This window comes from Streptomyces sp. NPDC045998 (assembly GCF_056430285.1).
The window spans coordinates 228767-251607 of record NZ_JBWKLJ010000011.1 but is presented as its reverse complement, the minus strand read 5'-3'; the positions used below and the strand labels follow the sequence as shown (position 1 = coordinate 251607).

Genomic DNA, 22841 nt, shown 5'->3' with positions numbered 1-22841 from the left:
GAAGAAGCCGTCATCCGCCTCGAACACGGACAGCCCATCCGCTTCGGCACCGACAACACCAAGGGCGTCGTCCGCGACCCGGCCACCGGCGACCTGACCGTCGTCACCGTCACACCCGACAACGAAACCCACATCCTGGTCCACGACGCCCGCAACCCCAGCCCCACCACGGCCTTCGCGCTCTCCCGCCTCGCCGACCCCGACACCCTCCACCACACCCCCATCGGCGTCTTCCGCAGCGTCGACCGCCCCGTCTACGACACACAAATGGCCGACCAACTCGACGCCGCCATCGAACACAAAGGCAAAGGCGACCTCGCCGCACTCCTGACCGGCGGCGACACCTGGACGGTCACTGCGACCTGAAGGCGGCCCGAAAACCGCGTAACCGGTTTGTTAACGGCCATGACTCACCCGGCTCGACCCGCTCCCTCTTTCCCGTTCCCGTCAGCTCTGCCCGAGGAGGACCGATGAGCGCCCCCACCGCCCTCGCCCCGCAGCACGGTCTCGCCTGGCTCGAAGCCGTCGTCGGCGACGGCTTCGCCCGGTCGCTTCAAGAAGGCCTCCACCGCTCGGCCTACGGCCGGGCCCGGCGGCCGGGCGGCGCCCCCGAGGACCCGGCCTGGCCGGAACGGATGCCTCTCGCCCGGGACCACGGCGACCAGGTGTGGCGGGAGCGGCGGAGGCTGGCCCGTACGGTCCACGACGAGGTGGGCACCGCCCTGGAGGCCGCCGCCCGGCGGATCGAGCTGCACGCCGCAGCCGTGGAGCCGGCGGCGTGCGCGCACCTGGAGGAGGCCCGCGAGGCGCTTCTGCAGGCCATCGACGTCACCCGGCGGCTCGCCGGGGGCCTGCACGAGCAGACCGTGCTGCCGCCCCTGGTCGAGGCGTTGGAGGAGTTCGCGGCCGCGGTCGGGGCCGGCGGCACGGAGGTGCGGTTCCGGGCGACGGGCGACGAGCGGCTGCTGGCGGACGTGTGCCGCCGGGAGCTGTTCCTGACGGCCCGTGAGGCCCTGTACAACGCGTTGCGCCACGCCGGCGCCCGGCAGGTGACGGTGACACTGCGCTTCACCCGGCGCTGGGCGCACGTGGGTGTCGTCGACGACGGGGCCGGCTTCGACGCCGCGGCCGTCCTGGCGGCGGGCCACCGGGCTCCGGGCCTGCGGTCGATGGCGGACCGGGTGGAGGACCTGGGGGGCCGCCTCACGGTGGAGAGCGCGCCCGGCGAGGGCACCCGGGTCGGCGTCCACCTCCCGCTGCGTCCGCGGGAGGAGCGCGGGTGACGAGACGCGTCACCGGTACGGCGCGTACGACGCGTACGGCGCGTGCGACACGAGGAGGGCCCCGCGCGGGATGCGGGGGCCCTCGTCGGTGGGGTGGGCGGGTGCCCGAGCACACCCGCCCTTCGGCGGCGTCCGTCAGGCGAACGCGGCGGCGTGGTCGGCCGCCCAGTCCCGGAAGGTCCGGGCGGGCCGGCCGGTGAGGTGGCGCACCGTCGGCAGGACGGCGGCCTTGCCACCGGCCCGCTGCCGTTCCGCGCTGGTGAGGAACGCCTCCGCCACGGGCCGCGGGTGGCGACGCAGCAGCCGCTCCTCGGCCTCGCTCCGGGTGAGCTCCTCGAACCTCAGGGGCCGTCCGATGATCTGGGCGAGCTGGGCGGTCTGCTCGGCCGCGCTGATGGCCTCCGGCCCCGACAGGGCGTACGCCCGGCCCTCGTGCCGACCCGGTTCGATGAGGGCGCGGACGGCGACGGCCGCGATGTCGCGCGGGTCGACGCAGGCGACGCGGGAGGTGCCGTACAGGGCGCGGACGACTCCCTCGGTGCGGATGCCGGGGGCCCAGGACAGCGTGTTGGACATGAAGGTGCGGGCGCGCAGGAACGTCCAGGCGAGTCCGGAGTCGCGGATGACGGCCTCGTTCCGGCGCTGGGTGCGGGTGATGAGGTCGTCGGCGGGCTCCGTGACGGCGAGCATGGACAGTTTGACCACGTGCCGTACGCCGGCGTCGCGGGCGGCCCGTACGAACCGGGCGTCGTCGGGTTCGGTGACGCGGTTGGTCACCAGGAGGGCGGCGTCCACGCCGCGCAGGGCCGCGTCCAGGGAGTCCCGGTCGGCGTAGTCGGCGCGTACGGTCTCGACGCCGGGCCCCGTGACGCACACCCGGCCCGGGTCTCGGGCGAGGATGCGTAAGGGCCGCTGCCCGCACAGGAGGTGGGCGACCTCGCGGCCGACCGCCCCTGTCGCCCCCGTCACCAGGATCATGGCACTCCTTCCGGGGGTACGGTCAGCGGGTGGGCGTGGGCCCGGACAGGGTGGCGGTGAAGACGCTCTCGGCGTCCTGCTGTCCGGTGACGCGGACGGCGAGGGTGCCGGGCGCGCTGTCCGGCAGGACCGCGGCCCTGATCCAGCAGGGCCGGTCGAACTCGGCGTACCGGTCGAAGCGCGTGACGCCGGCGGTGGGGACGAACCGCGCGCCGGCCGTGGCGGCGCAGGCGGCCTGGCGGGCGGCCTCCAGCAGGAGCATGCCGGGCACGTGGTCCTTGGGCCGCTGGAAGAGGGTGCGGTGGGCGGTGTCCACGCGCAGTTCCCACAGGTTGCGGTGGAGCGTGGGCGACAGGACGACGTCCTCGTCGCGGGTCCGGCCGGCCGGGGCGGCGGACAGCGCCCGGGTGGTGGCGCGCCAGGGGCGGGGCGTGGCGTGGTCGCCGCGCATCCGCTGGTAGACGGACGGGCTGATGAACCGGGGCAGTCCGGTTCCCGCGGCGACGAGGTGGCCGTCGCGGCGGACGAGCCAGTCGACCCGCCCCCGGACGAGGGTGGCACCGCGCCACACGAGGTCGGAGCAGGTGGTCTCGATGTCCACCTCGGCCGGCTCCCCTCCGACCGCCAGGTGCTCGGGGTAGCAGGCGTAGTCCAGGCCCGACATCAGGAAGTGGTGGCCGACCGGCACGCCGTACCCGGCGTGGAAGACGAGCATGGCGGCCTGCCGCATCGCCTCCATGAGGAGCATCGGGTCGTGGCGGTCGCCGTGCACGGGCGCGAAGAACGGGTGGTCGTGCGGCAGTCGGGCGCTGACCGAGAAGCGGTCCTCGTCCGTGCGGGTCCAGTGGTACGGGAAGGCGTCCTCGGGTCTGGTCCGGTGGACGAGCTCCATGGGAACCGGTTGACCGGTTTTTCTCTGCGGACGGGTGGCTATGGCCACACCCGACATAAGGGCATCTGAGTACATGGGTCCCCCCCGGGGCACATGGCGGGCGAAACTGGTCTGTGGTGCGCGCGCACTGATAAGATACAGACTGAGCGGTTTTTTTTCTAGGGTGACCGGTCATTGACGGGACGTGATCACCCGGCGATGTCAAAGACAGAGGAGGCAGGCGTGGCCAAGCAGGATCGCGCGATCCGCACCCGCCAGACGATCCTGGAGGCGGCGGCGGTCGTCTTCGAGCGACAGGGGTACCAGGCGGCCACCATCACCGAGATCCTCAAGGTGGCCGGGGTGACCAAGGGCGCTCTCTACTTCCACTTCCAGTCCAAGGAGGAGCTGGCGCTCGGTGTGTTCGATGCCCAGGAGCCGCCCGAGCAGGTCCCGCCGCAGCCCTTGAAGCTGCAGGAACTGGTCGACATGGGCCTCTGGTTCACCCACCGGCTGCGGACCAACCAGCTCACCCGGGCCGGGGTACGGCTCTCCATGGACCAGCAGGCGCACACCCTGGACCGGCGGGGGCCGTTCCTGCGGTGGCGGGAGATGCTGCTGGGACTCCTCAACCAGGCCCAGGAGAACGGCGAGTTGCTGCCCCACGTGAACACCGCCGAGGCGGCGGAGCTGATCATGGGGGCCTTCACCGGCATCCAGATGGTGTCCCAGACCCTCAGCGACTACGCGGACCTCGAGGAGCGCTACATCTCCATGCAGCGCCACATCCTCCCCAGCCTGGCGGTGCCCTCCGTACTCGCCGCACTGGACCTGTCGTCCGGCCGCACGGACCGCATCACGGCCGAACTGGCCGCCGCGCAGGACTGAACCCCGCACGCACACCCCCACGTACGCCCGCACCCCGCGCGCCGGCCCACGACGCGCGCCCGCGGGAACGATCCCCCCACGGCATCCCCCCACGGATCGCCGGCCCATGCCCCTCCCCCACCTCCGAGCCACCCCGGCCGCGCCTCGCCCCGCCGCCCCGCCGGCCGGTGAACACCAGGCTCACCGCGCACCCACCGAAGCGGCCGCCGCCGTCCCCCGCGGACGTGCCCGGGCTGCCCATGGCCGGCCAGTCGTACCGCCTTGTCCCCCGCCCGGTCACCCGCCCAACAGCGCCCGCGCGAAGGGCCTCAGCCGCCGGACAGGCCCTCGCGGAGGACCGCGCGCGTGGCGGTGTACGGAGGGGGCGCGGGTATCGGGGTGAGGTGCCAGGCGGGATCGGGAAGCGGTGTGGGGGCCGTGCCCACCAGGAGCGTGGTGGGGTCGGTCCGGAGACCGGTGCCCCGCGCCTTGAGCACCGCTTCCTTGCGGGTCCACGCGCGGGCGAAGGCCGCCGGGCGCTCGGCGGCGGGCAGCAGGGCGAGTTCGGCTTCCTCCGCCGGGTGCAGGGCGCCCGGGAGTACGTGCGCGGGGATGCGCTCCACGTCCACTCCGACCACCGCCCGCTCCGACAGGGCGATCACGAAGAGGTCGCCGGCGTGCGCGAGACTGAAGTGGACCGGGTTCCCGGGGACCACGGGGCGGCCGTGTGGACCGCCGCACCCGGCACACGCGGCCTGGTGGATCCGGACGTGCTCGGGCCGCTGCCCGAGCCGCTCCCCGAGCAGGATGCGCAGCGCCACGTGGGCGGCCAGAAAGCGGTCACGGTCCTCGGCGCGGGCGAAGCGGGCCAGCCGGGCCCGCTCCGCCGCGCTCAGGATCCCCGCGTTGCGCTCCGCGTGGGCCTGCCGGGGCGCCACCCGTGCGAGGTGGACGCCCGGCACGCCGCACGGGAGCGGTGGTGGCAGCGGGTCAGCCGACGACATCGCCCGGGGCGGCCGCGGGTTCCGGTGACAGCAGCTGGACCGCGCCGTCCGAGTCGTACGAGCCGAGGAGCAGGAACTCGCTGGTGAAGCCGGCGATCCGCTTCTTTCCGAGATTGATCACACCGACGACGAGGCGGTCCTTCAGCTCATCGGGCCGGTAGTTGGTGACCTGCGCGCTCGTGGCCAGCACTCCGGCCGGGCCGAAGTCGGCGGTGATCTTGTACGCGGGCTTGCGGGCCTCCGGGAACTCCTCCACCGTCAGGACGCGGCCGACGCGGATGTCGGAGGAGAAGAAGTGGGCCGGGTCGGTCAGGGGCTTGGGCGCGGTGCTGTCGCTCATGGTTCTCGCTCTGATCGTCGGGACGCCACGGTCGGACGTCGTGGCGTGGATGCGGGAAGACGCCTGCCGCTTACGGTAGTTCGAAGGGCAGCGTGATGCCGTCGAGGGCCCGGGCGCAGCGGCAGGTACGGTCGGCGGGGAGCAGCTCCACGGTGCGCAGGACGAGGGACCTCATCCGCTCGGTGTTCGCGGCGAAGACCTTGAAGACCTCGTCCTGGGACACGCTCTCCTCCTCGTCCAGGCCCGCGTCCAGGTCGGTGACGAGGGCCAGGGAGGTGTAGCAGACCGCGAGTTCGCGGGCGAGCACCGCCTCCGGTGTGCCCGTCATGTTCACCAGGGACCACCCCTGGGCCGCATACCACTGCGACTCCGCGCGGGTCGAGAAGCGCGGCCCCTCGATGACCACCATGGCGCCGCCGGTGCGCACGCCCTCACCGCCCGCCTCGGCCACCGCGGCCGTGCCGTGCGCGCAGTACGGGTCGGCGAACGGGACGTGGACCGCGCCCCGTTCGTGGAAGGTCTGGACGCGGCCGCTCGTCCGGTCGACCAGCTGGTCGGGGACGACGATGGTGCCGGGGCCCAGGTCGCGGCGCAGCGAGCCGACCGCGCAGGGGGCCAGGATCTGCCGGACACCGGCCGCGCGCAGGGCCCAGATGTTCGCCCGGTAGTTGATCCGGTGCGGCGGGTACTCGTGGTCGCGGCCGTGCCTCGGGAGGAAGGCCACCCGGCGGCCCGCGACCGTGCCGATGGCCAGCGGAGCGGAGGGATCGCCGAACGGGGTGGTCACCTCGACCTGTTCGGCGCCTTCGAGCAGCTCGTAGAAGCCGCTGCCGCCGATGACGCCTATCTCCGCCGGTGCGGATGTCGATGCCGTGCTCACGCTCGTACCACCTGGATCTCGGTCAGGGTCTGGACGGTGGGGTGGGGGCCGTGCTCGGCCAGGCCCTCGGGGGCCGGGTCCTCCGGACGCTGGACCCGTACGGTCTGCCAGCCGGCCGCCGCCGCGGCGGCCAGCTCGGCCGGCGCGTCGCTGAGGAAGAGGATCCGCCCGGCCGGGGCCCCGAGGGTCCGGCCGATCCGGCGGTAGGAGTCCGGGGCGTCCTTGGGCCCGGTGTTCTCCAGGTCGAAGTAGCCGTCAAGGTGGCGGGTCAGGTCGCCGTACGCCGTGGTCGCGAACCAGTCGCGCTGGGCCGCGGCGGCCCCGGAGGAGTAGACGTAGCGGCCGATGCCCGCCTCGGCCCAGGCGGCGAGCGCCCCGGGCACGTCACCGTAGACGTGCCCGGCGAGGCTGCCGTCGGCGTACCCCTCGGCCCAGATCCGCGCCTGGACCGCCTTGAGCGGGGCGGCCTTGACGTCGGCGTCGGCCCACCGGGTCAGGGTGCGGACGGCGTCCGCCTCGTCGGCCGCGCCGGTCGCGCGGACCAGTTCGCCGTGGAGCGGGGTGTCCCGGTGCGCGGCGAACCAGCCGGCGATCCTCTGGCGTGCGTACGGGAAGAGGACCTGGCGGACGTGGGCGGCCGAACCGGTGGTGCCTTCGATGTCGAGCACCACCGCCTCGGCGGTGAGGACGTTCATCCGGCGGCCGCCAGCAGCGCGTCCAGGCGCGGGAAGCGCCGGGCGATCGGGTCGCCGGTGAAGTCGCCGACCCAGCCGTCCTCGCGCTCGAAGAAGCGGATCGCGCAGAACTCCGGCTCCGGCCCCATGTCGAACCAGTGGGTGGTGCCCGCCGGTACCGACAGCAGGTCGCCCGCCTCGCACACCACCGCGAGGACCTTGCCCCCCAGGTGCAGGTAGAAGCAGCCGGTGCCGTGTGCGAAGAAGCGGACCTCGTCCTCGCTGTGCCGGTGCTCCTCCAGGAAGGCGGAGCGCGCGCCCGCGGCCTTCTCCCGCCAGGCGTCGCTGTCCTCGGGGTGCAGCATCACCACGTCGACGAGGCGCAGGCCCTCGGCGGCGCGGAGTGCGTCGACCTCGGTGCGGTAGCGCTCCAGCACCTCGGCGGGGTCGGTTCCGCCGACGACCGGGCCGCGCACCTCCCAGTGGCGCAGCTCGACCGCGTGCTCGCGCAGGGCGGCGGCGATCTCGTCGGCGTCGCGCGTCCGCAGCAGTACGGTCTCCGGAGCGTCGTCCGGCATGACGTGGAGCAGGGTCATCCGTGGCCTCCCTGGCCGGTGGCGAGTACGAGTTGCCGGCAGACGGCCTCGATGCATTCGAGCCGGTTGCGGGCCTGGGCGAGGTCCCGGCCCCAGACCGTCACCCCGTGGTCGGTGATCAGCAGGCCGGGTGCCCGTTCGGGGCTTCCCGCGGGGGCGCCCGAGCGCAGGTACGCCTCCAGGTCGGCGGCGATCCGCGGTACCTCGGCGTGGTTGGCGAAGACCGGCAGGGTGGTGCGCGAGGGGTCGGACAGGCCGAGGGCCTTGAGGAGTTCGTGGCCGGCCAGCTCCAGGGTCCGGGTCCCGCCGGCCGCGCCGACACGGCTCGCCACGGCGGTGGCGTACGGCGAGTGGACGTGGACGACGGCGCCGGCGTCGGTGGTCCGGTAGACGGCGGCGTGGATGCACGTCTCGGCGGACGCCCGCGGCCCGCCCTCCTCGGCGGGTTCCCCCGTCCGGGCGTCCACGAGAACGGTGTCGGCGGCGGTGAGGTCGCCCTTGTCCCGGCCGCTGGCGGTGATCAGGGCGTGCCCGGATTCGCCGGACAGCCGTACCGAGAGGTTGCCGGAGGTGGCGGGCATCCACCCGCGCTCGTAGAACCGGCGGGAGAAGCGGGCGAGGTCGGCGCCGAGCCGCTGCCGGGTCGAGGCCGGACGCAGGGACTCCTTCTCGGTGACCACGGCGGTGACGAGCTCGGCCGGGGTGACGTCGAAGGCGGGGTTGTAGACGCCCGCGCCCGCCGGGGCGACCGCGGTGCCCGCGAAGGAGGTCACCTCGTGCGCGGGGCGCTCCTCGATGACGATCCCGGAGCCGTCGGGCAGCGCGGGGTCCCGGGTGGACTCGGGGGCGACCACGATGAAGGGGATGCGGTGGTGGGCGGCGGCCAACGCGAGGCCGTAGGTGCCTATCTTGTTGGCGACGTCCCCGTTGGCGGCGATCCGGTCGGCTCCGACCAGGACCACGTCGACCAGGCCGCGCGCGAGGGCGGACGCGGCGGCGGAGTCCACGCAGAGCCGGTACGGCACCCCGGCCTCGCCCAGCTCCCAGGCGGTCAGCCGGGCGCCCTGGAGCAGGGGCCGGGTCTCGTCGACCAGGACCTCCTCGACCAGACCGCGCCCGGACAGCTCGATGATCACCCCCAGGGCGGTGCCCAGCGCGGCGGTGGCCAGCCGGCCCGTGTTGCAGTGCGTCAGGATGCGCAGCGGCCGGTCGGGGGTGAGCGAGAGCACCAGCTCGCAGGCGCGGTCCACGGCGGCCCGGTTGACGGTGATGTCCTCGTCCAGCATGGCGAGGGCCTCGTCGAGGACGGCCTGTTTGCCGTCGCCCAGGACGCCCAGCACCCGTTCGACGGCCCATGCCAGGTTGACGGCAGTGGGCCGGGCGGCGGCGATCCGGGCCGCGTCCGCGCGCACGGCGGCCCGGTCGAGGGTGCCCGCGGCCTCATCGGTGTGCCGGAACGCCGACAGGGCGACGCCCAGGGCACCGGCCAGACCGATGGCGGGCGCGCCCCGCACGGCCAGGGTCTGGATGGCGTCGATCAGCTGGTCGACGGTCTCCAGCCGCAACAGCCGGTACTCATGGGGCAGGGCCCGCTGGTCGACGGCCAGCACCACCCCGTCGGACCACTCCAGCGAGGGGCGCGGCGTGCGGACGGAACTCGGCTTCGGGGCCACGGGTCAGTCCTCCGGTCCGAAGTCGAGCCCGCCGCCGAGTCGTACGGTGACGCACTGGCCGAGGCGGTTGGTGGTGGTGTGCAGGACGGTCGCGTCGACCGAGCCGAGGAGTTCGAGCAGGCCCTCCGCGCTGAAGGACTGGGAGGCGAAGCCGCCCTCGCCCTGGAAGGCGACGCCGCCGTAGTCGCCGGGGACCTCGTCGAGCTCCTCGATGCCGCAGGCCGTGTAGTAGGCGCGGCGGACCGCGGTGGTCGACGGCTGTTCGTCGAAGACGGAGATCACACCGATTCCGCCTGCCGCGGCGGCGCTGTGGAGCACCTTCTCGGGCTCGGCGAAGTTGCCCAGCAGGTTGAACGGGAACAGCTGCAGCGGGCGCCGGCCGCCGATCTCGAGGGCCCAGGAGCTGCTGTGCAGCACGTCGCCCAGGAGACCGCGGGCCTGCCCGTCGAGGCCCTCCTCGTGGATGCGCCGGTTGAGGCGGGCGATGGCGCCGGGCGAGATGTCAATGCCCAGGTAGGGCAGGCCGGCGGCGCGCGCGACCTCCAGGGCCCGTCCGTCGTAGCAGCCCAGTTCGACCAGGCTGTCACAGCGGTGACGGATGGCGGACTTCAGCGCCGCGAGGCCCTCCATCTGGAGATAGGAGAGCAGCTCGTCGGGGAAGTGGGCGGCACGCATGATGGCGGGTGCGCCGCCGTCGCGGTAGAAGGAGCCTGCGGGGAGGGTCTCGCTCGCGCCGCCTTCCGTACGTGTGAACGCGGTGGATCTCAAAGCTGTTTCACCTCTCGGGGGATGCCCGGCGCCGTTCGGCTCGTGGTTCTCACTGCTCGGGGCGGAAGCGGTTGATGGCGTCGATGTGCCGGGCGCGCAACTCGTGGTCGCGCACGCCCAGGCCCTCCTCGGGGGCCAGCGCGAGGACGCCGACCTTGCCCTGGTGGAGGTTGCGGTGGACGTCGTACGCGGCCTGGCCGGTGTCCTCCAGGGAGTACACCTTCGACAAGGTGGGGTGGATCTTGCCCTTGGCGATCAGGCGGTTGGCCTCCCAGGCCTCGCGGTAGTTGGCGAAGTGGGAGCCGACGATCCGCTTCAGCGACATCCACAGGTAGCGGTTGTCGTACTCGTGCATGTAGCCCGAAGTCGAGGCGCAGGTGGTGATGGTGCCGCCCTTGCGGGTGACGTAGACGCTGGCGCCGAAGGTCTCCCGGCCGGGGTGCTCGAAGACGATGTCGACGTCCTCGCCGCCGGTGAGCTCGCGGATGCGCTTGCCGAAGCGCTTCCACTCCTTGGGGTCCTGGGTGTGCTCGTCCTTCCAGAACCTGTAGCCCTCGGCGTTGCGGTCGATGATCGCCTCGGCGCCCATGGAGCGGCAGATGTCGGCCTTCTGGTCGCTGGAGACGACGCAGATGGGGTTGGCGCCGCCGGCCAGGGCGAACTGGGTGGCGTACGAGCCGAGGCCGCCGCTGGCGCCCCAGATGAGCACGTTGTCGCCCTGCTTCATCCCGGCCCCGTTGCGCGAGACCAGCTGGCGGTACGCGGTCGAGTTGACCAGGCCCGGTGCCGCCGCCTCCTCCCAGCTGAGGTGGCCGGGCTTCGGCATCAACTGGTTGGACTTCACCAGCGCGATCTCCGCCAGGCCGCCGAAGTTGGTCTCGAAGCCCCAGATGCGCTGCTCGGGGTCCATCATCGTGTCGGAGTGGCCGTCGGGGCTCTCCAACTCCACCGACAGGCAGTGCGCGACCACCTCGTCACCCGGCTTCCAGGCGTTGACGCCGGGGCCGGTACGCAGGACCACGCCCGCCAGGTCGGAGCCGATGACGTGGTACGGCAGGTCGTGCCGCTTGGCGAGCGGCGAGGTCCGCCCGTACCGCTCCAGGAAGGCGAAGGTCGGCAGGGGTTCGAAGATCGAGCTCCACACCGTGTTGTAGTTGACCGAGGACGCCATGACGGCCACCAGGGCCTCGCCCGGGCCCAGTTCGGGCACCGGCACCTCGGTCACGTGCAGGGACTTGCGCGGATCCCGTTCGCCGGTGGGGATGCCGTCGAACATGGCGGTGTCCTCGGCACGCAGCACGACCGCCCGGTAGGACTCGGGCAGGGGCAGGGCCGCGATGGCGCCGGGTGACCGGTCGGCGGCGGGGGCGAGAAGGGTGTCGAGGAGCTGCCTCATGCCACGGCCTCCTTCGTACGGGGCCGCACACGGACCAGCAGGGGGCCGGCGGGGCGCAGAGCCATGCCGAGGTCCACGGGGACCCGTCGGCCCGGTGGATCGTGCGCTTCGACGTCGAAGCGCTGGAGGACGGCCGCGAGCACGATGACCGCCTCCTGCGTCGAGAAGTGCTGCCCGATGCAGGCGCGAGGGCCGCCGCCGAAGGGGAACCAGGCGTACCGCGGGCGGGCCGCCTCGGCCTCGGGCGTGAAGTGTTCGGGGTCGAAGTCGTCCGGCCGCGCCCAGTAGGCGGGGTGCCGGTGGGTGACCCAGGGAGCCAGGTAGACGTCGGCCCCCGCCGGGATGCGGAACCCGTCCACCTCGGCCTCGGCGACCGCACGGCGCCCCATGATGGCGACGGCGGGATAGACGCGCATGGTCTCCTTCAGCACCTGGTTGAGGTACGGCAGGGCTTCCACGTCGGCGGCGCCCGGGCTGCGGCCGGCCAGGACGTCGTCGACCTCGGCACGGGCGCGGGCGCGCACCTCGGCGTCGCCGGCGAGCAGGTGCAGGGCGTAGCCGAGCGTCGTCGCGGTGGTCTCGTAGCCGGCCAGCAGGAAGATCAGGACCTGATCGCGGACGGCGTCGGCGCTCAGTCCCGAACCGTCCTCGTCGCGGGCCCGGACCAGCAGCGAGATCATGTCGTCGGCCTCGTCGGCGCCGGCGCGCTGGGCGATGATCCGGTCGCAGATCCCGAACAGCTCGCGCTGGGCGGCCTGCGTCCGGCGGTTGGCGGGAGTGGGCCACGTCCGGGGCAGCCGCACGGGCGAGACCCCGCGGCGCAGCACGCTCTCGCCGATGACCGGGAACTGGCGGCGCACCACGTCCACGGCGGCCTCGATGTCGGCTCCGAAGAGAATACGGCTCACCGCACGAAGGGCAAATTCCGTCATTACCGCGGACACGTCCACGACACCGTCGGGCTGTGTCTGCCAGCCGGAGACGGACCGAATTATTTCAGCATGCACCGCGCCCGCGTATTCGTTCACCCGGCGCCGGGTGAACAACGGCTGAACCATGCGCCGCTGGAAGATGTACTCGTCGTCCTGGCTGGTGAGCAGGCCATTTCCGACGGATTCCCGGATCTCGGTGTACGTCGGATTGTCCTTGCGGAAATTGGCCGACTGCGAGGCGAGTACCTGCTGGACACCGTCGGCGGAGAAGACCCCGTACATCTCGGTCCGCGCGCCCGGCGGGCCGGCCTGGAAGCGCACCACGTCGCCGACGGTGCTCCGGGCCCGGAGGTAGGCCGCCAGCACATCGTGCCGCAGCTCCTTGAGCGATCCGAGTAGAGGGTGGCCGACGACCAGCGGTACCTGTCTCACGGACTTCCTTTCCGGTCGAATTTCCTGGGACTCAGGATTCTGGCCAGATCACACCACGCTCCGCCAGGGGGGTAAGTGGAGTGTCCATATTTTTCCGAATGATCCAGGCAGGCGGTTCTCCGGTACCGGGAACCTATTGCCGGTGTGCCTGGTATCAGGAATACCAGGCACCGGAATTTCTGGATCGGCACGGACACATCCGTGCAGGCTGTGACCCTGAAGTCAGCATGCGATCGACTGAGCAGGGGAATCGTGAGTTCATCCGTGTGGTCACCGTTGACGGCCTACCAGCGCGACATCTGGGTGGCGCATGCACTGTTTCCACGGCTTCCCCAGTTCAACCTGTACCTGGCGCGCCGCTTCTCGGGCGCGGTGCGGACCGAGGAGCTCGCGGCGGCGCTCGGCGCCGTGGCGGCCCGTCACGACGCGCTCCGGCTGGAGTTCCGTGAGGTGGACGGCGTCCCGCAGCAGCGGGTGGCGCAGACCCGGCCGCAGGTCGAGGTGCTGGACTTCAGCGGGAGCGGAGCGGACGCCGGCGCCCGCATCACCGAGTGGATCGAGGCCGCGTACGACCGGCCGTTCGCCCTCGGCGAGGGACCGGCCTGCGAACTCGCCGTGCTCAAGGAGAGCGCGGACGCCGCCCACGTCTTCATCAGGGCGCACCACATCGTGGCGGACGCGTGGGCGCTGAACCTGCTGCTCGCGCAGACCGTCGCGGCGGCGGCCGGCGAGGAGCCGGCTCCCGGCGCGGAGCCGGAGCCGTCGGCCCTGGCCGCCTTGGCGGACGAGGAGCGCTACCGCGGCTCGGCGCAGTACGCGAAGGACCAGGAGTACTTCCGCACCATGCTGGCCGGGCTGGAGCCCCCGCTGTTCGCCCGCAAGGCGCCCAGCGGGCAGCGCACTTCGGCCCGGCACTCCTTCGCGCTGCCGGCCGGCGCCGTCGCCCGGATCCGGGAGCGCGGCGAGTCGCCGTTCGCCTTCGTCGCGGCGGCCTTCGCGGTGCACCTCTCGCGTCTGCACCTGACCGAGGACGTGGTGCTGGGTGTTCCCCTGTTCAACCGCCGCGGCCGGGACCAGCGCCGCACGGTCGGGCAGTTCGCCAACACCCTGCCGCTGCCCGTGAGGGCGGACGCGTCCGCCACCTTCACCGAACTGGTCGTCTCCGTCCTGCGGGACTCGCGCGAACTCCAGCGCCATGAGCGGATGCCGCTGGGCGACGTGCTGCGCGAGGCGCCGGCCGCCGTCGGAGGGGGCGCGGCCCGGTCGCTGTTCGACGTGACGCTCTCGTACGTCCAGTGGCCCGCCGCCCACGACCTGCCCGGCACCACGCAGGAGACCACCGGCGCCACCCGCGCCCACGACCACGATGTGCTCGCGGTCGTCGTGAACGAGGTCGCGGACGGCGAGGACGTCCTGGTCGAGCTCGACTACGCCACCGACGTCTTCGACTCCGACTTCCCCGTCGAGTCCTTCGGCCGCCATGTGCGGAACCTGGTGCTCGCCGCCCTGGAGACACCCGACCGTCCGGTGTCCACGCTCTCCGCGCTCGACCCGAAGGAGCGGGCCGAGCTGGTCGAGGGCCACAACCGCACCAGCGCCGCCTTCCCCGAGGACGCCACCCTGCACGGCCTCTTCGCGGAGCAGGCCGCCCGCACCCCCGACCGTACGGCCGTGACCGGCCCCGGTCCGGACGACTCCCTCACCTACGCCGAGCTCGACGACCGCGCCGCCCGCCTCGCGCACGCCCTGCGCGGCGACGGCGTCGAGCCCGGCGACCGGGTCGCGGTGCTGATGGAGCGGTCGCCCGCGCTGCTGCCCGCGGTCCTCGGTGTGCTCAAGGCGGGCGCCGCCTACGTGCCGGTGGACCCGGGCCACCCGGCCGAGCGGATCCGGCTGCTGCTGGAGGACAGCGGTGCACGTGCCGTACTGACCGGGCCCGGCGCACCCGCCCTGCCCGAACTCCCCGGCGTGGTCGTCCGACGGGCCGACGGGGAACTGCCCGAGGTGCCGGCCGGGGCCCTGCCCGAGCGGGCCGGACCGCGCAACCTGGCCTACGTCCTGTACACCTCGGGTTCCACCGGCCGCCCCAAGGGCGTCATGGTCGAGCACCGCTCGGTGGTCAACCGGCTGAACTGGATGCAGCGCGGCTACCCGATCGGCCAGGACGACGTCCTGCTCCAGAAGACCCCGGTCACCTTCGACGTGTCCGTGTGGGAGCTGTTCTGGTGGCAGTCGGCCGGCGCCGGGCTGACCCTCCTCGCACCGGGGGCCGAGAAGGACCCGCGGGAGATGCTGGACACGATCGCGGACCGGAAGGTCACCGTCGCGCATTTCGTGCCCTCCATGTTCGGCCAGTTCCTGGAGCTGCTGGAGGAGCGCCCCGAACTCGTCCGGCGGGCCGCGTCACTGCGCCGGATCTTCTGCTCCGGCGAGGCCCTCCAGCCCGAACATGTCAACCGCTTCAACCGGGTCTTCGCTTCGGCGTCGGCGGCGCCCGCGCTGGTCAATCTGTACGGCCCCACCGAGGCCACCGTCGACGTCTCGTACTGGGACTGCCCCACCGGCCCGGACACGCGGGTGGAGCGGGTCCCGATCGGCCGGCCCATCGACAACACCGAGCTGCACGTCCTCGACCCGTACGGCAACCCGCAGCCCGTCGGCGCCCCCGGCGAGCTGTGCATCGCCGGCGTCGGTCTGGCCCGCGGCTACCTGGGGCGTCCGGACCTCACGGCGCAGTCCTTCGTCGACCACCCGTTCACACCCGGCGAACGCCTCTACCGCACCGGGGACCTGGCCCGCCGGCTCGCCGACGGCAGCCTGGAGTACCTGGGCCGGATCGACGGACAGGTCAAGATCCGCGGCAACCGCATCGAGCTCGGCGAGGTCGAACACCGGCTGTCGCTGGTCCCGGGCGTCCGCGGCGCGGTGGTCCTGCACCGCGTCTCGCAGGACCGCGGCGGCTCGCTCATCGGCGCGTACCTGGCCGACTCCGAGCTCGACCAGTCCCTGCTGCGGTCGGAACTCGCCCGTGACCTGCCCGAGTACATGATCCCCGCCCGGTTCGCGCGGATCGACGCGATCCCGCTGACCCCCAACGGCAAGGCGGACCGGCGCACCCTGCTGCGGACCCTGCCGCACCGCACCGCCGCCGACGCCTCCGCGCACACCGCCCCGCGCGACGCGACCGAGCAGGCGCTGGCGGAGATCTGGTCCGAGGTGCTGGGCGCCGAACGGGTCGGCGTCCACGACGACTACTTCGTGCTCGGTGGCGACTCCATCACCATGCTGCGCGTCCGGGCCGCGGCCGAGAAGCGCGGCCTGGCCGTCACCCTCCCCGACATGGCCCGCTACACCACCATCGCGACCCTGGCCCCCCAGGTGCGCCCCCTCGACCCGCAGACCACCCCGCAGGCGGCGCCTCTAGAGCCGTTCGCGCTGGTCACCGGTATGGACAAGGCCAGGCTGCTGGGGATGGGCGCCGTCGACGCGTACCCGGCCACCCAGCTGCACCTGGGCATGATCTACCACGGCAGCGAGGAGGGCAGCACCACCGTCTACCGCGACGTGTTCCGCTACCGGCTGCGCGTCGACTGGGACGAGCGGGCCTTCCGCGCCGCATACGCGCGGCTGCTCGAGCGGCATCCCGTGCTGCGGTCCTCCTTCTCCCTGGGCGAGTACACCGAGCCGCTCCAGATCGTGCACCCCGAGGTCACCGGCACCCTGGACGTCGTCGACCTGCGCGGCGCCGAAGCCGAAGCCGAGACGCGGGTCCTCGCCCACATCGAGGAGCGCCGCCACTTCCCGTACGACCACGAGCGGCCGGGGCTGCACCACACCCGGGTGCACGTCCGGGAGGGCGTGCTGGACCTGGTCCTCAGCTTCCACCACGCCATCCTGGACGGCTGGAGCGTCGCCAACGTGATGAGCGAGCTGCTCCAGGACTACCAGCACGGGCTGGGCGCGCCGGTCGGCCCCGTCCCGGACCGGACGCTGCCGTCCGCCGCCGAGCACGTACGCCAGGAGCGGGCGCTGCTGGACTCGGCGGAGGCCGCCGACTACTGGCGCACCCTGCTCGACGGGGCCGAACCGGCGCAGCTGGACCCGTTCGTGTCCTACGAGGCGCCGCGGGCGGGCGGGGACGTCGTCCACCACATCGAACTCCCCGAGGACGTGGAGCGCGGGGTCAAGGACCTCGCCCGGGAGCACGCGATACCCCTGCGGCTCGTGCTGTTCGCCACGCACTGCCTGACCCTGCGGCTGCTCACGGGGGCCGAGGACGTCACGACCGGCCTGGTCACCCACGGCCGCCCCGAGGTCGCCGAGGCCGAGCGGATGGCCGGCCTGTTCCTCAACACCATGCCGTTCCGGCTGCGCGGCGGCCGGGGATCCTGGCTCGACCTGCTGCGCGACGTCGTCGGCCAGGAGCGGGACTCGCACCCCTACCGGGCCTACCCCCTCAGCGCGATCCAGAGCGACCGCGGCGGCGCCCCGCTGCTGGACACCGCGTTCACCTTCGTGCGGCTGCACAACCTGGAAGCGCAGCTGCGCACCGACCGGCTCGAACTGCTCGACCTGACGACGTACGAGGAGACCAACTTCGGTCTGCTCACCAACGCGATCGTCGACCCGCGCGACGGCCGGGTCCGGCTGCGCCTCAACTGCGCCGGCCGTGCCTTCACCGCCACCCAGGCCGCCCTCTTCGCCGACGTGTACACCGCGGTGCTGCGCCGGATCACGGAACACCCCTCGGAAGCCGTGCAGTTCGACTTCCTGGCGTCCCGGGGTGACCTCCCGGCCAACCCGGCGCCCGAACCGGCCGACGTGGTCAGCAGGTTCACCGCCATGGCGGCCCGGCAGCCCGACGCGGAGGCCGTCGTGTTCGGCGACGTCCGCTGGACCTACCGCGACCTCGACCGGGCCGCCTCCCAGGTCACCGCACGGCTGCGGGAGCTCGGCGTACCGGTCGGCGCCGGGGTGGGCATCGCCCTGGACCGCTCGCCGGAGATGATCGCCACCGTGCTCGGCGTCCTGCGCGCCGGCGCGGCCTGCGTCCCCCTCGACGTCAGCTACCCGGCCGAGCGGATCGCCCTGATGATCGGGCGGGCGGCGCCGTTCCGGGTCATCGCCCACGCCGCGCACGCCGCTCTCGTGCCCGACCCGGAGCTCCTGCTCCCCGTGGAGACGATCCCGATGCCGGGTACGCCCGGTTTCGAGGAGACCGCCCCCGCGGCGGAGGCGCCGGTCGCGCTGCCGCTCGACAGCCTGTGCCTGATCCTCTTCACGTCGGGCTCCTCCGGTGAGCCCAAGGGCGTCGAACTCCCGCACCGCCTCTGGGCCAACTACACGCAGTGGCAGCTGCGCGCCGAGACCAACGCGCCCGGCGCCCGTACCCTGCAGTTCGCCCCGCTCAGCTTCGACGTCTCCTTCCAGGAGATCTTCTCCACCATGGCCTGCGGCGGCACCCTGCACCTGGTCTCCGAGACCGACCGCCGCGACCCGGCGACCCTGCTGCGCCTCCTCGACGAGCAGGAGATCGAGCGCTGGTTCATGCCGTTCGTCGCGCTCCAGACCGTGGCGGAGACCTCCGACCTGCTGGGCATCCGGCCGCGTGCGCTGCGCATCCTGATCTCCTCCGGTGAGCAGCTGCGCGTCACCGAGGAGCTGCGCCGGTTCTGCGCCGTACGGCCCACCCTGCTGGAGAACCAGTACGGGCCGACCGAGACCAACATCGCAAGCGCCTACCTGCTGTCGGGCGACCCGGCGGACTGGCCCGCCCTGCCGCCCATCGGCACGGCCATCGACGGCGCCGAGATCCACGTCCTGGACGACCGGCTGCGGCCGGTCCCGGTCGGCGTGCACGGCGAGATCTACCTCGGCGGCGCCTGTCTGGCCCTGGGCTACAAGGGCCGCCCGGACCTGACGGAGGAGCGGTTCGTCCCGCACCCCACCCGGGCCGGGGCGCGCCTCTACCGCACCGGCGACGTCGGGCGCGTCCTGCCCGACGGGAACGCCGTGTGGCTGGGCCGCGCCGACGACCAGGTCAAGGTACGCGGGTTCCGCGTCGAGCCGGCCGAGGTGGAGATCGCCATCACCGCCCTGTCCGACGAGTTCCCGGGCATCCGGGGCGCCGCCGTCGTCGCCCAGAAGCGCGGCCCCGGCGGAGAGTCGTTCCTGGTCGGGTTCCTGCTCGGTGAGGAGGGCTCGGCCGACCTGGGCGAGATCCGCACCCGGCTGCGCCGCGTGCTCCCCGACTACATGGTGCCCGCCCACCTGGTGTGGCTGGACCGCCTGCCGATGACCCCGAGCGGCAAGCGGAACGACGCCGCCCTGCGGCGCATGGAACTCAAGACGGCCGAGGCGGTCGCGCCCACCCTGCCGCGCGACGCCATGGAGCAGTCCCTCGCCGCGATCTTCGGGGAGATGCTGAACCTGCCCCACATCGGTGTGCACGACGACTTCTTCGCCTCCGGCGGCACCTCGCTGACCGCGATGCGGCTCATCGTGACCATCGAGAAGCGGTTCGGCCTGCGCATGCCCCTGACCGCCTTCGTCGCCGCGCCGACCATCGCGATGCTCGCCGACAAACTGCGCTCCGGTGCCGCGGTCGCCGCCTTCGACCCGGTCGTGCCCATCAGGGCCGTCGCGTCCGACGAGGGCGGCCGCACCCCGGTCTTCCTGGTCCACCCGCTCGGCGGCAACGTGCTCTGCTACGTACGGCTCGCCCGGCATCTGCCCGACGACCAGCCGCTGTACGCGCTCCAGGCGGCCGGCGGCGAACCGGGCACCGAACCGATCACCACGATGGCCGGACTGGCCCGCAGCTACCTGGACGCGATCAAGCGCGTCCAGCCGGAGGGCCCGTACCGGCTCGGCGGCTGGTCGTTCGGCGGGTTCGTGGCCTTCGAGATGGCGCGCGAGCTGCGCCGGACCGGGGAGGCCGAACTGGCCCAGCTGATCCTGCTGGACTCCATCGCGCCGGATCCGGGCCAGCGGCCCGAGGTCGCCGAACAGGCCATGATGGAGTGGTTCTTCTGGGAGCTGATCTGGGTCGACCGCGGCGGCAGCGCGCCCGTCGACCGGATCCCGGCCGACCTGACCACCGACGACGAGCGGCTGGACTACATCGCCGATCGCGCGGCGGCCGTGGGCATCGTCCCGGTGGCCACGGCCCGGACCGCCATCCGCCGCCTCTTCGAGGTCTACAAGGCGAACTGGAACGCGCTGCGGGACTACACGCCCGCACCCGAGCCGATCGACCTGACCCTGGTCAAGGCGACCGCGCCGCTGCCGGACGTCCTGCGCCCCATGCACGGCGCCGCCCGCACCCTGCACGAGGCCCCGGCGAACGGCTGGGCGACCCTCACCAGCGGCCGCGTCGACGTGGTGGAGGTGCCCGGCGACCACCTGCTGCTCCTGGACGAGCCGTATGTGCAGTCCGTCGGCCAGGCCATCACCCCGCACGCCGTGCCCGACGCGGCGCGGGAACCGCGGGCCGCGGACGCGCCGCACGCACAGACCGAGCACACCTCCGACGAAGGGACCGCACAGTGACGGCCGGCAGGAACATCAAGGCGATCGTCGTAGGGGCGGGCATCGGCGGGCTCACCGCCGCCGCCACCCTGCGCAAGGTCGGCCTGGACGTCGAGGTCTACGAGCGGGCCCGGGAGCTGAGGCCCGCCGGCGGTGCCCTGTCCTTCATGACCAACTCCGTCCTCGCGCTGCGCACGCTCGGCATCGACCTGCGCCTGGAGGAGCACGCGGAGATCCTGGAGGAGCTGCACTTCCTGACCACCTCCGGCAAGGTCATCCGCACCCTGCGGTTCAAGGAGATCTGCGACCGGCTCGGCGCGCCCAGCTTCGGCATCTCCCGCACCCTGCTGCAGCGACTGCTGCTGAAGGAGATCGACGACTGCCCGCTCACCCTCGACGCCGCCGCCACCGGGTACGAGCAGGACGCGGACGGGGTGACCGTACGGTTCGCCGACGGCCGCGAGGCCCGCGGTGACGTACTGATCGGCGCCGACGGCTTCGGCTCGGCGATCCGGCGCCAGGTGGCCGGCCCGGAGGAGCCGCGCGAGACCGGCTACCTGTGCTGGGTCGCCACCCCCGACTTCACCCACCCGCGGGTGCCCAAGCAGTACGGCGCCCACTACTGGGGACGCGGCAAGCGCTTCGGCATCGCCAACATCGGCAACGGCCAGGTCTACTGGTGGGGCACCAAGAACATGCCCGTCGAGCGGGCCCGCGACTGGCGCGGCGGCAAGGACGAGATCCTGGACGCCTACGCAGGCTGGGCCCCGGAGGTCGTGGCGGCCGTCGAAGCCACCCCGATCGAGGCGATCACCGCCTTCCCCGCTCGCGACAGGCCGTTCCTGGAGCAGTGGGGCGACGGCCCGGTGACCCTGCTCGGGGACGCCGCCCACCCGATGATGACCAGCCTCGGCCAAGGCGCCTGCATGGCCGTCGAGGACGCGGCGGTCCTCGCCCACTGCCTGCGCGACGCGATCGCCGCCGGGGACGGCGCCCGCCGGGGGCTGCGCTCCTACGAGGCCGCCCGGCGGGCCCGCACCCGGAAGATCGTCGAGGGTGCCCACGCGCTCAGCGGCCTGGAACAGACCGAGTCGCGGCTGCGCATCCTCGGCCGCGACCTGTTCTTCCGGTTCGCGCCCGCGTCCGTGCTGGACAAGACCAACGCCGAGTACCTCGACTTCGCCCTGGAGGCCGGGCAGTGACCACGTGGAACGCGGCCGACGCCGCCGCCGAGGCGGACCGTCCGCTGAGCCCCCTGGAGCGGTGGTACTGGATCTGCGACCAGATCTCCCCGCTCAACGTCATCTCGCACGCCCGGCTGTACGGGCCCTTCGACGCGGACCTGGCCTCGCGCGCGCTCGCGGCGCTCCAGAGCCGTCACCCCCTGCTGCGGTCCGCGATCACGGCCGACGCACAGGGCCGCAACCCGCGGTTCCGGCCCGCGCCGGGCCGCGAGGTGCCGCTGCGCACCGTCACCGTCACCGCCCCGGCCGCCGGCCCGGACGGTGACGGGGGTGGCGCGGAGGCGTGGGAGCGGGAGGTCAACGCGTACGAGCTCGTCACCGCCGTCAACTGGCGCACGGGGCCGCTGGCCCGCGCCCTGGTCGTGACCCGGCCCGGCGGCGACGGCGCCCCGGACGTGCACGACCTGGTGCTGACCGTGCCGCACTGCATCGCCGACGGCACCACGGTGCTCACGCTGATGCGGCAGTGGGTCGAGCTCGCCGCCGGGATCGCCGCGTCCGAGTCCCAGGACGCGGAGCGGACGCTGCGGACCGGCTCCCTGCGGACCCTGCCCGCGCCCGAGCAGCTCCTGCCGGCCGCCCACCGGGGCCTGGCGGGCCTGCGCAAGGTCGTCGGCCAGCAGATCGCCGACCAGGGCACGGCCAAGCGGATCAAGCCGCGCCGCTTCGAGCCCACGTCCCGCGTGCCGTTCGAGGGCCGCGTCACCCAGCTCCTGGGCCGCTCGCTCGCCGCCGACGAGCTCGGCGAACTCGTCGCGGCGTGCAAGCGCGAACAGACCACCGTGCACGGGGCGCTGGCCGCGGCGATGGCGACCGCGGCGGCGCAGGACGCCGGCGACCGGCCGGGCCCGCTGGTGATCGGCTCGCCCATCACCTTCCGCGACGCGCTGGTCCCGCAGGTCACCGAGGACGAGATCGGCACGTACGTCGCCACCGTGCCCTCGATCGTCGACTACCGGCCGGGCGCCCCCCTGTGGCCGATGGCCCGGGCCATCAGCCGGGACCTCGCGCGCCGCCGACGGCGCGGCGAGCACCTGACGGCCGTCGCCACGCTCGGGCCGGTGGCCCCCAAGTCCGTGGCGAAGAGCGAGCGTTTCCTCCGCTTCATGGAGGAGAAGGGCCCGATCACCCTCTGCGTCTCCAACGTCGGCCGGTACGACTTCCCGGACGCCGTCGGGCCCTGGCGGGTGACCTCGGCCGAGTTCATCGCCGGTCTGTCCGTCAACGCGTACTACTGCGCCGCGATCACCACCGCCCACGGCCGACTCGCCTGGAACTTCACGCACGTCGAGGGCGCCGTCCCCGCGGACAGGGCCGAGCGCCTCGCCGCCTCCTCGCTGGAGGCGGTCCGCACCGCCGTCAAGCACCCGTAG

The 22841-nt window shown here is 73.1% G+C and carries 16 protein-coding genes and 1 pseudogene; 6 read left to right on the top strand and 11 right to left on the bottom strand.

Annotation, left to right across the window (positions count from 1 at the left end; genetic code table 11):
• A pseudogene (locus AC07FJ_RS29480) lies at positions 1 to 366 on the top strand (2-oxoacid:ferredoxin oxidoreductase subunit beta); the annotation flags it as partial.
• Positions 367 to 470: 104 nt separating this feature from the next.
• Positions 471 to 1283 (top strand): sensor histidine kinase, encoded by an 813-nt coding sequence (locus tag AC07FJ_RS29475; protein ID WP_479052280.1) that lies wholly within the window; start codon positions 471 to 473, stop codon positions 1281 to 1283.
• Positions 1284 to 1418: 135 nt separating this feature from the next.
• Here the strand turns inward: AC07FJ_RS29475 and AC07FJ_RS29470 are convergent, their stop codons facing one another.
• Both AC07FJ_RS29470 and AC07FJ_RS29465 read right to left on the bottom strand, forming a co-directional pair.
• Positions 1419 to 2261 (bottom strand): SDR family oxidoreductase, encoded by an 843-nt coding sequence (locus tag AC07FJ_RS29470; protein ID WP_479052279.1) that lies wholly within the window; start codon positions 2259 to 2261, stop codon positions 1419 to 1421.
• Positions 2262 to 2283: 22 nt separating this feature from the next.
• Positions 2284 to 3153, bottom strand: a complete 870-nt coding sequence (locus AC07FJ_RS29465; protein ID WP_361427202.1) for a ScbA/BarX family gamma-butyrolactone biosynthesis protein — start codon at positions 3151 to 3153, stop codon at positions 2284 to 2286.
• A gap of 222 nt (positions 3154 to 3375) precedes the next feature.
• On the opposite strand from AC07FJ_RS29465, the gene AC07FJ_RS29460 reads away from it, so the two are divergent.
• A complete protein-coding gene (locus AC07FJ_RS29460) occupies positions 3376 to 4020 on the top strand; it encodes a ScbR family autoregulator-binding transcription factor (protein ID WP_468296296.1) in 645 nt (214 codons plus the stop codon).
• Positions 4021 to 4328: 308 nt separating this feature from the next.
• On the opposite strand, the gene AC07FJ_RS29455 is transcribed toward AC07FJ_RS29460, so the two are convergent.
• The 9 genes from AC07FJ_RS29455 to AC07FJ_RS29415 form a co-directional block, all read right to left on the bottom strand.
• A complete protein-coding gene (locus tag AC07FJ_RS29455; RefSeq protein ID WP_479052278.1) occupies positions 4329 to 4937 on the bottom strand; it encodes a 4'-phosphopantetheinyl transferase family protein in 609 nt (202 codons plus the stop codon).
• Between the two features lie 52 nt (positions 4938 to 4989).
• On the bottom strand, positions 4990 to 5343 hold the full coding sequence (locus AC07FJ_RS29450; RefSeq protein WP_479052277.1) for a tRNA-binding protein: 354 nt from the start codon (positions 5341 to 5343) through the stop codon (positions 4990 to 4992).
• Positions 5344 to 5413: 70 nt separating this feature from the next.
• Complete coding sequence (locus AC07FJ_RS29445; RefSeq protein ID WP_468296288.1) at positions 5414 to 6223, bottom strand: S-methyl-5'-thioadenosine phosphorylase; 810 nt, start codon at positions 6221 to 6223, stop codon at positions 5414 to 5416.
• Complete coding sequence (gene mtnC / locus AC07FJ_RS29440; RefSeq protein ID WP_479052276.1) at positions 6220 to 6918, bottom strand: acireductone synthase; 699 nt, start codon at positions 6916 to 6918, stop codon at positions 6220 to 6222. Before mtnC ends, AC07FJ_RS29445 begins: the two co-directional genes overlap by 4 nt.
• Entirely contained in the window at positions 6915 to 7493 is a 579-nt protein-coding gene (locus tag AC07FJ_RS29435) for a 1,2-dihydroxy-3-keto-5-methylthiopentene dioxygenase (protein WP_479052275.1), read from the bottom strand. The genes mtnC and AC07FJ_RS29435 overlap by 4 nt, the downstream gene beginning before the upstream one ends.
• Positions 7490 to 9166: an S-methyl-5-thioribose-1-phosphate isomerase gene (gene mtnA / locus AC07FJ_RS29430; protein ID WP_479052274.1), complete on the bottom strand. Its 1677-nt coding sequence runs from the start codon at positions 9164 to 9166 to the stop codon at positions 7490 to 7492. The genes AC07FJ_RS29435 and mtnA overlap by 4 nt, the downstream gene beginning before the upstream one ends.
• Before the next feature lie 3 nt (positions 9167 to 9169).
• Positions 9170 to 9934, bottom strand: coding sequence for a hypothetical protein (locus AC07FJ_RS29425; protein ID WP_468296277.1), 765 nt, complete (start codon positions 9932 to 9934; stop codon positions 9170 to 9172).
• Positions 9935 to 9983: 49 nt separating this feature from the next.
• Positions 9984 to 11330 carry a crotonyl-CoA carboxylase/reductase gene (gene ccrA, locus AC07FJ_RS29420; protein WP_479052273.1) on the bottom strand — a complete coding sequence of 449 codons (1347 nt, stop codon included), beginning with the start codon at positions 11328 to 11330 and terminating at the stop codon, positions 9984 to 9986.
• Entirely contained in the window at positions 11327 to 12694 is a 1368-nt protein-coding gene (locus AC07FJ_RS29415) for a cytochrome P450 (protein WP_479052272.1), read from the bottom strand. Before AC07FJ_RS29415 ends, ccrA begins: the two co-directional genes overlap by 4 nt.
• A 252-nt stretch (positions 12695 to 12946) precedes the next feature.
• Here AC07FJ_RS29415 and AC07FJ_RS29410 point away from each other — a divergent pair, with 252 nt between their 5' ends.
• From AC07FJ_RS29410 to AC07FJ_RS29400, 3 genes are read left to right on the top strand one after another with little or no spacing between them, the layout of a single operon-like run.
• Positions 12947 to 20245, top strand: coding sequence for an amino acid adenylation domain-containing protein (locus tag AC07FJ_RS29410; RefSeq protein WP_479052271.1), 7299 nt, complete (start codon positions 12947 to 12949; stop codon positions 20243 to 20245).
• Positions 20242 to 21426: an FAD-dependent monooxygenase gene (locus tag AC07FJ_RS29405; protein WP_479052270.1), complete on the top strand. Its 1185-nt coding sequence runs from the start codon at positions 20242 to 20244 to the stop codon at positions 21424 to 21426. The genes AC07FJ_RS29410 and AC07FJ_RS29405 overlap by 4 nt, the downstream gene beginning before the upstream one ends.
• Positions 21423 to 22841, top strand: coding sequence for a phthiocerol/phthiodiolone dimycocerosyl transferase family protein (locus AC07FJ_RS29400; RefSeq protein ID WP_479052269.1), 1419 nt, complete (start codon positions 21423 to 21425; stop codon positions 22839 to 22841). Before AC07FJ_RS29405 ends, AC07FJ_RS29400 begins: the two co-directional genes overlap by 4 nt.

Bases quoted from the DNA above. Each gene is read 5' to 3' on its own strand.
- AC07FJ_RS29475 (WP_479052280.1), top strand. From the start codon at position 471: ATGAGCGCCCCCACCGCCCTCGCCCCGCAGCACGGTCTCGCCTGGCTC.
- AC07FJ_RS29470 (WP_479052279.1), bottom strand. From the start codon at position 2,261: ATGATCCTGGTGACGGGGGCGACAGGGGCGGTCGGCCGCGAGGTCGCC.
- AC07FJ_RS29465 (WP_361427202.1), bottom strand. From the start codon at position 3,153: ATGGAGCTCGTCCACCGGACCAGACCCGAGGACGCCTTCCCGTACCAC.
- AC07FJ_RS29450 (WP_479052277.1), bottom strand. From the start codon at position 5,343: ATGAGCGACAGCACCGCGCCCAAGCCCCTGACCGACCCGGCCCACTTC.
- mtnC (WP_479052276.1), bottom strand. From the start codon at position 6,918: ATGAACGTCCTCACCGCCGAGGCGGTGGTGCTCGACATCGAAGGCACC.
- AC07FJ_RS29435 (WP_479052275.1), bottom strand. From the start codon at position 7,493: ATGACCCTGCTCCACGTCATGCCGGACGACGCTCCGGAGACCGTACTG.
- ccrA (WP_479052273.1), bottom strand. From the start codon at position 11,330: ATGAGGCAGCTCCTCGACACCCTTCTCGCCCCCGCCGCCGACCGGTCA.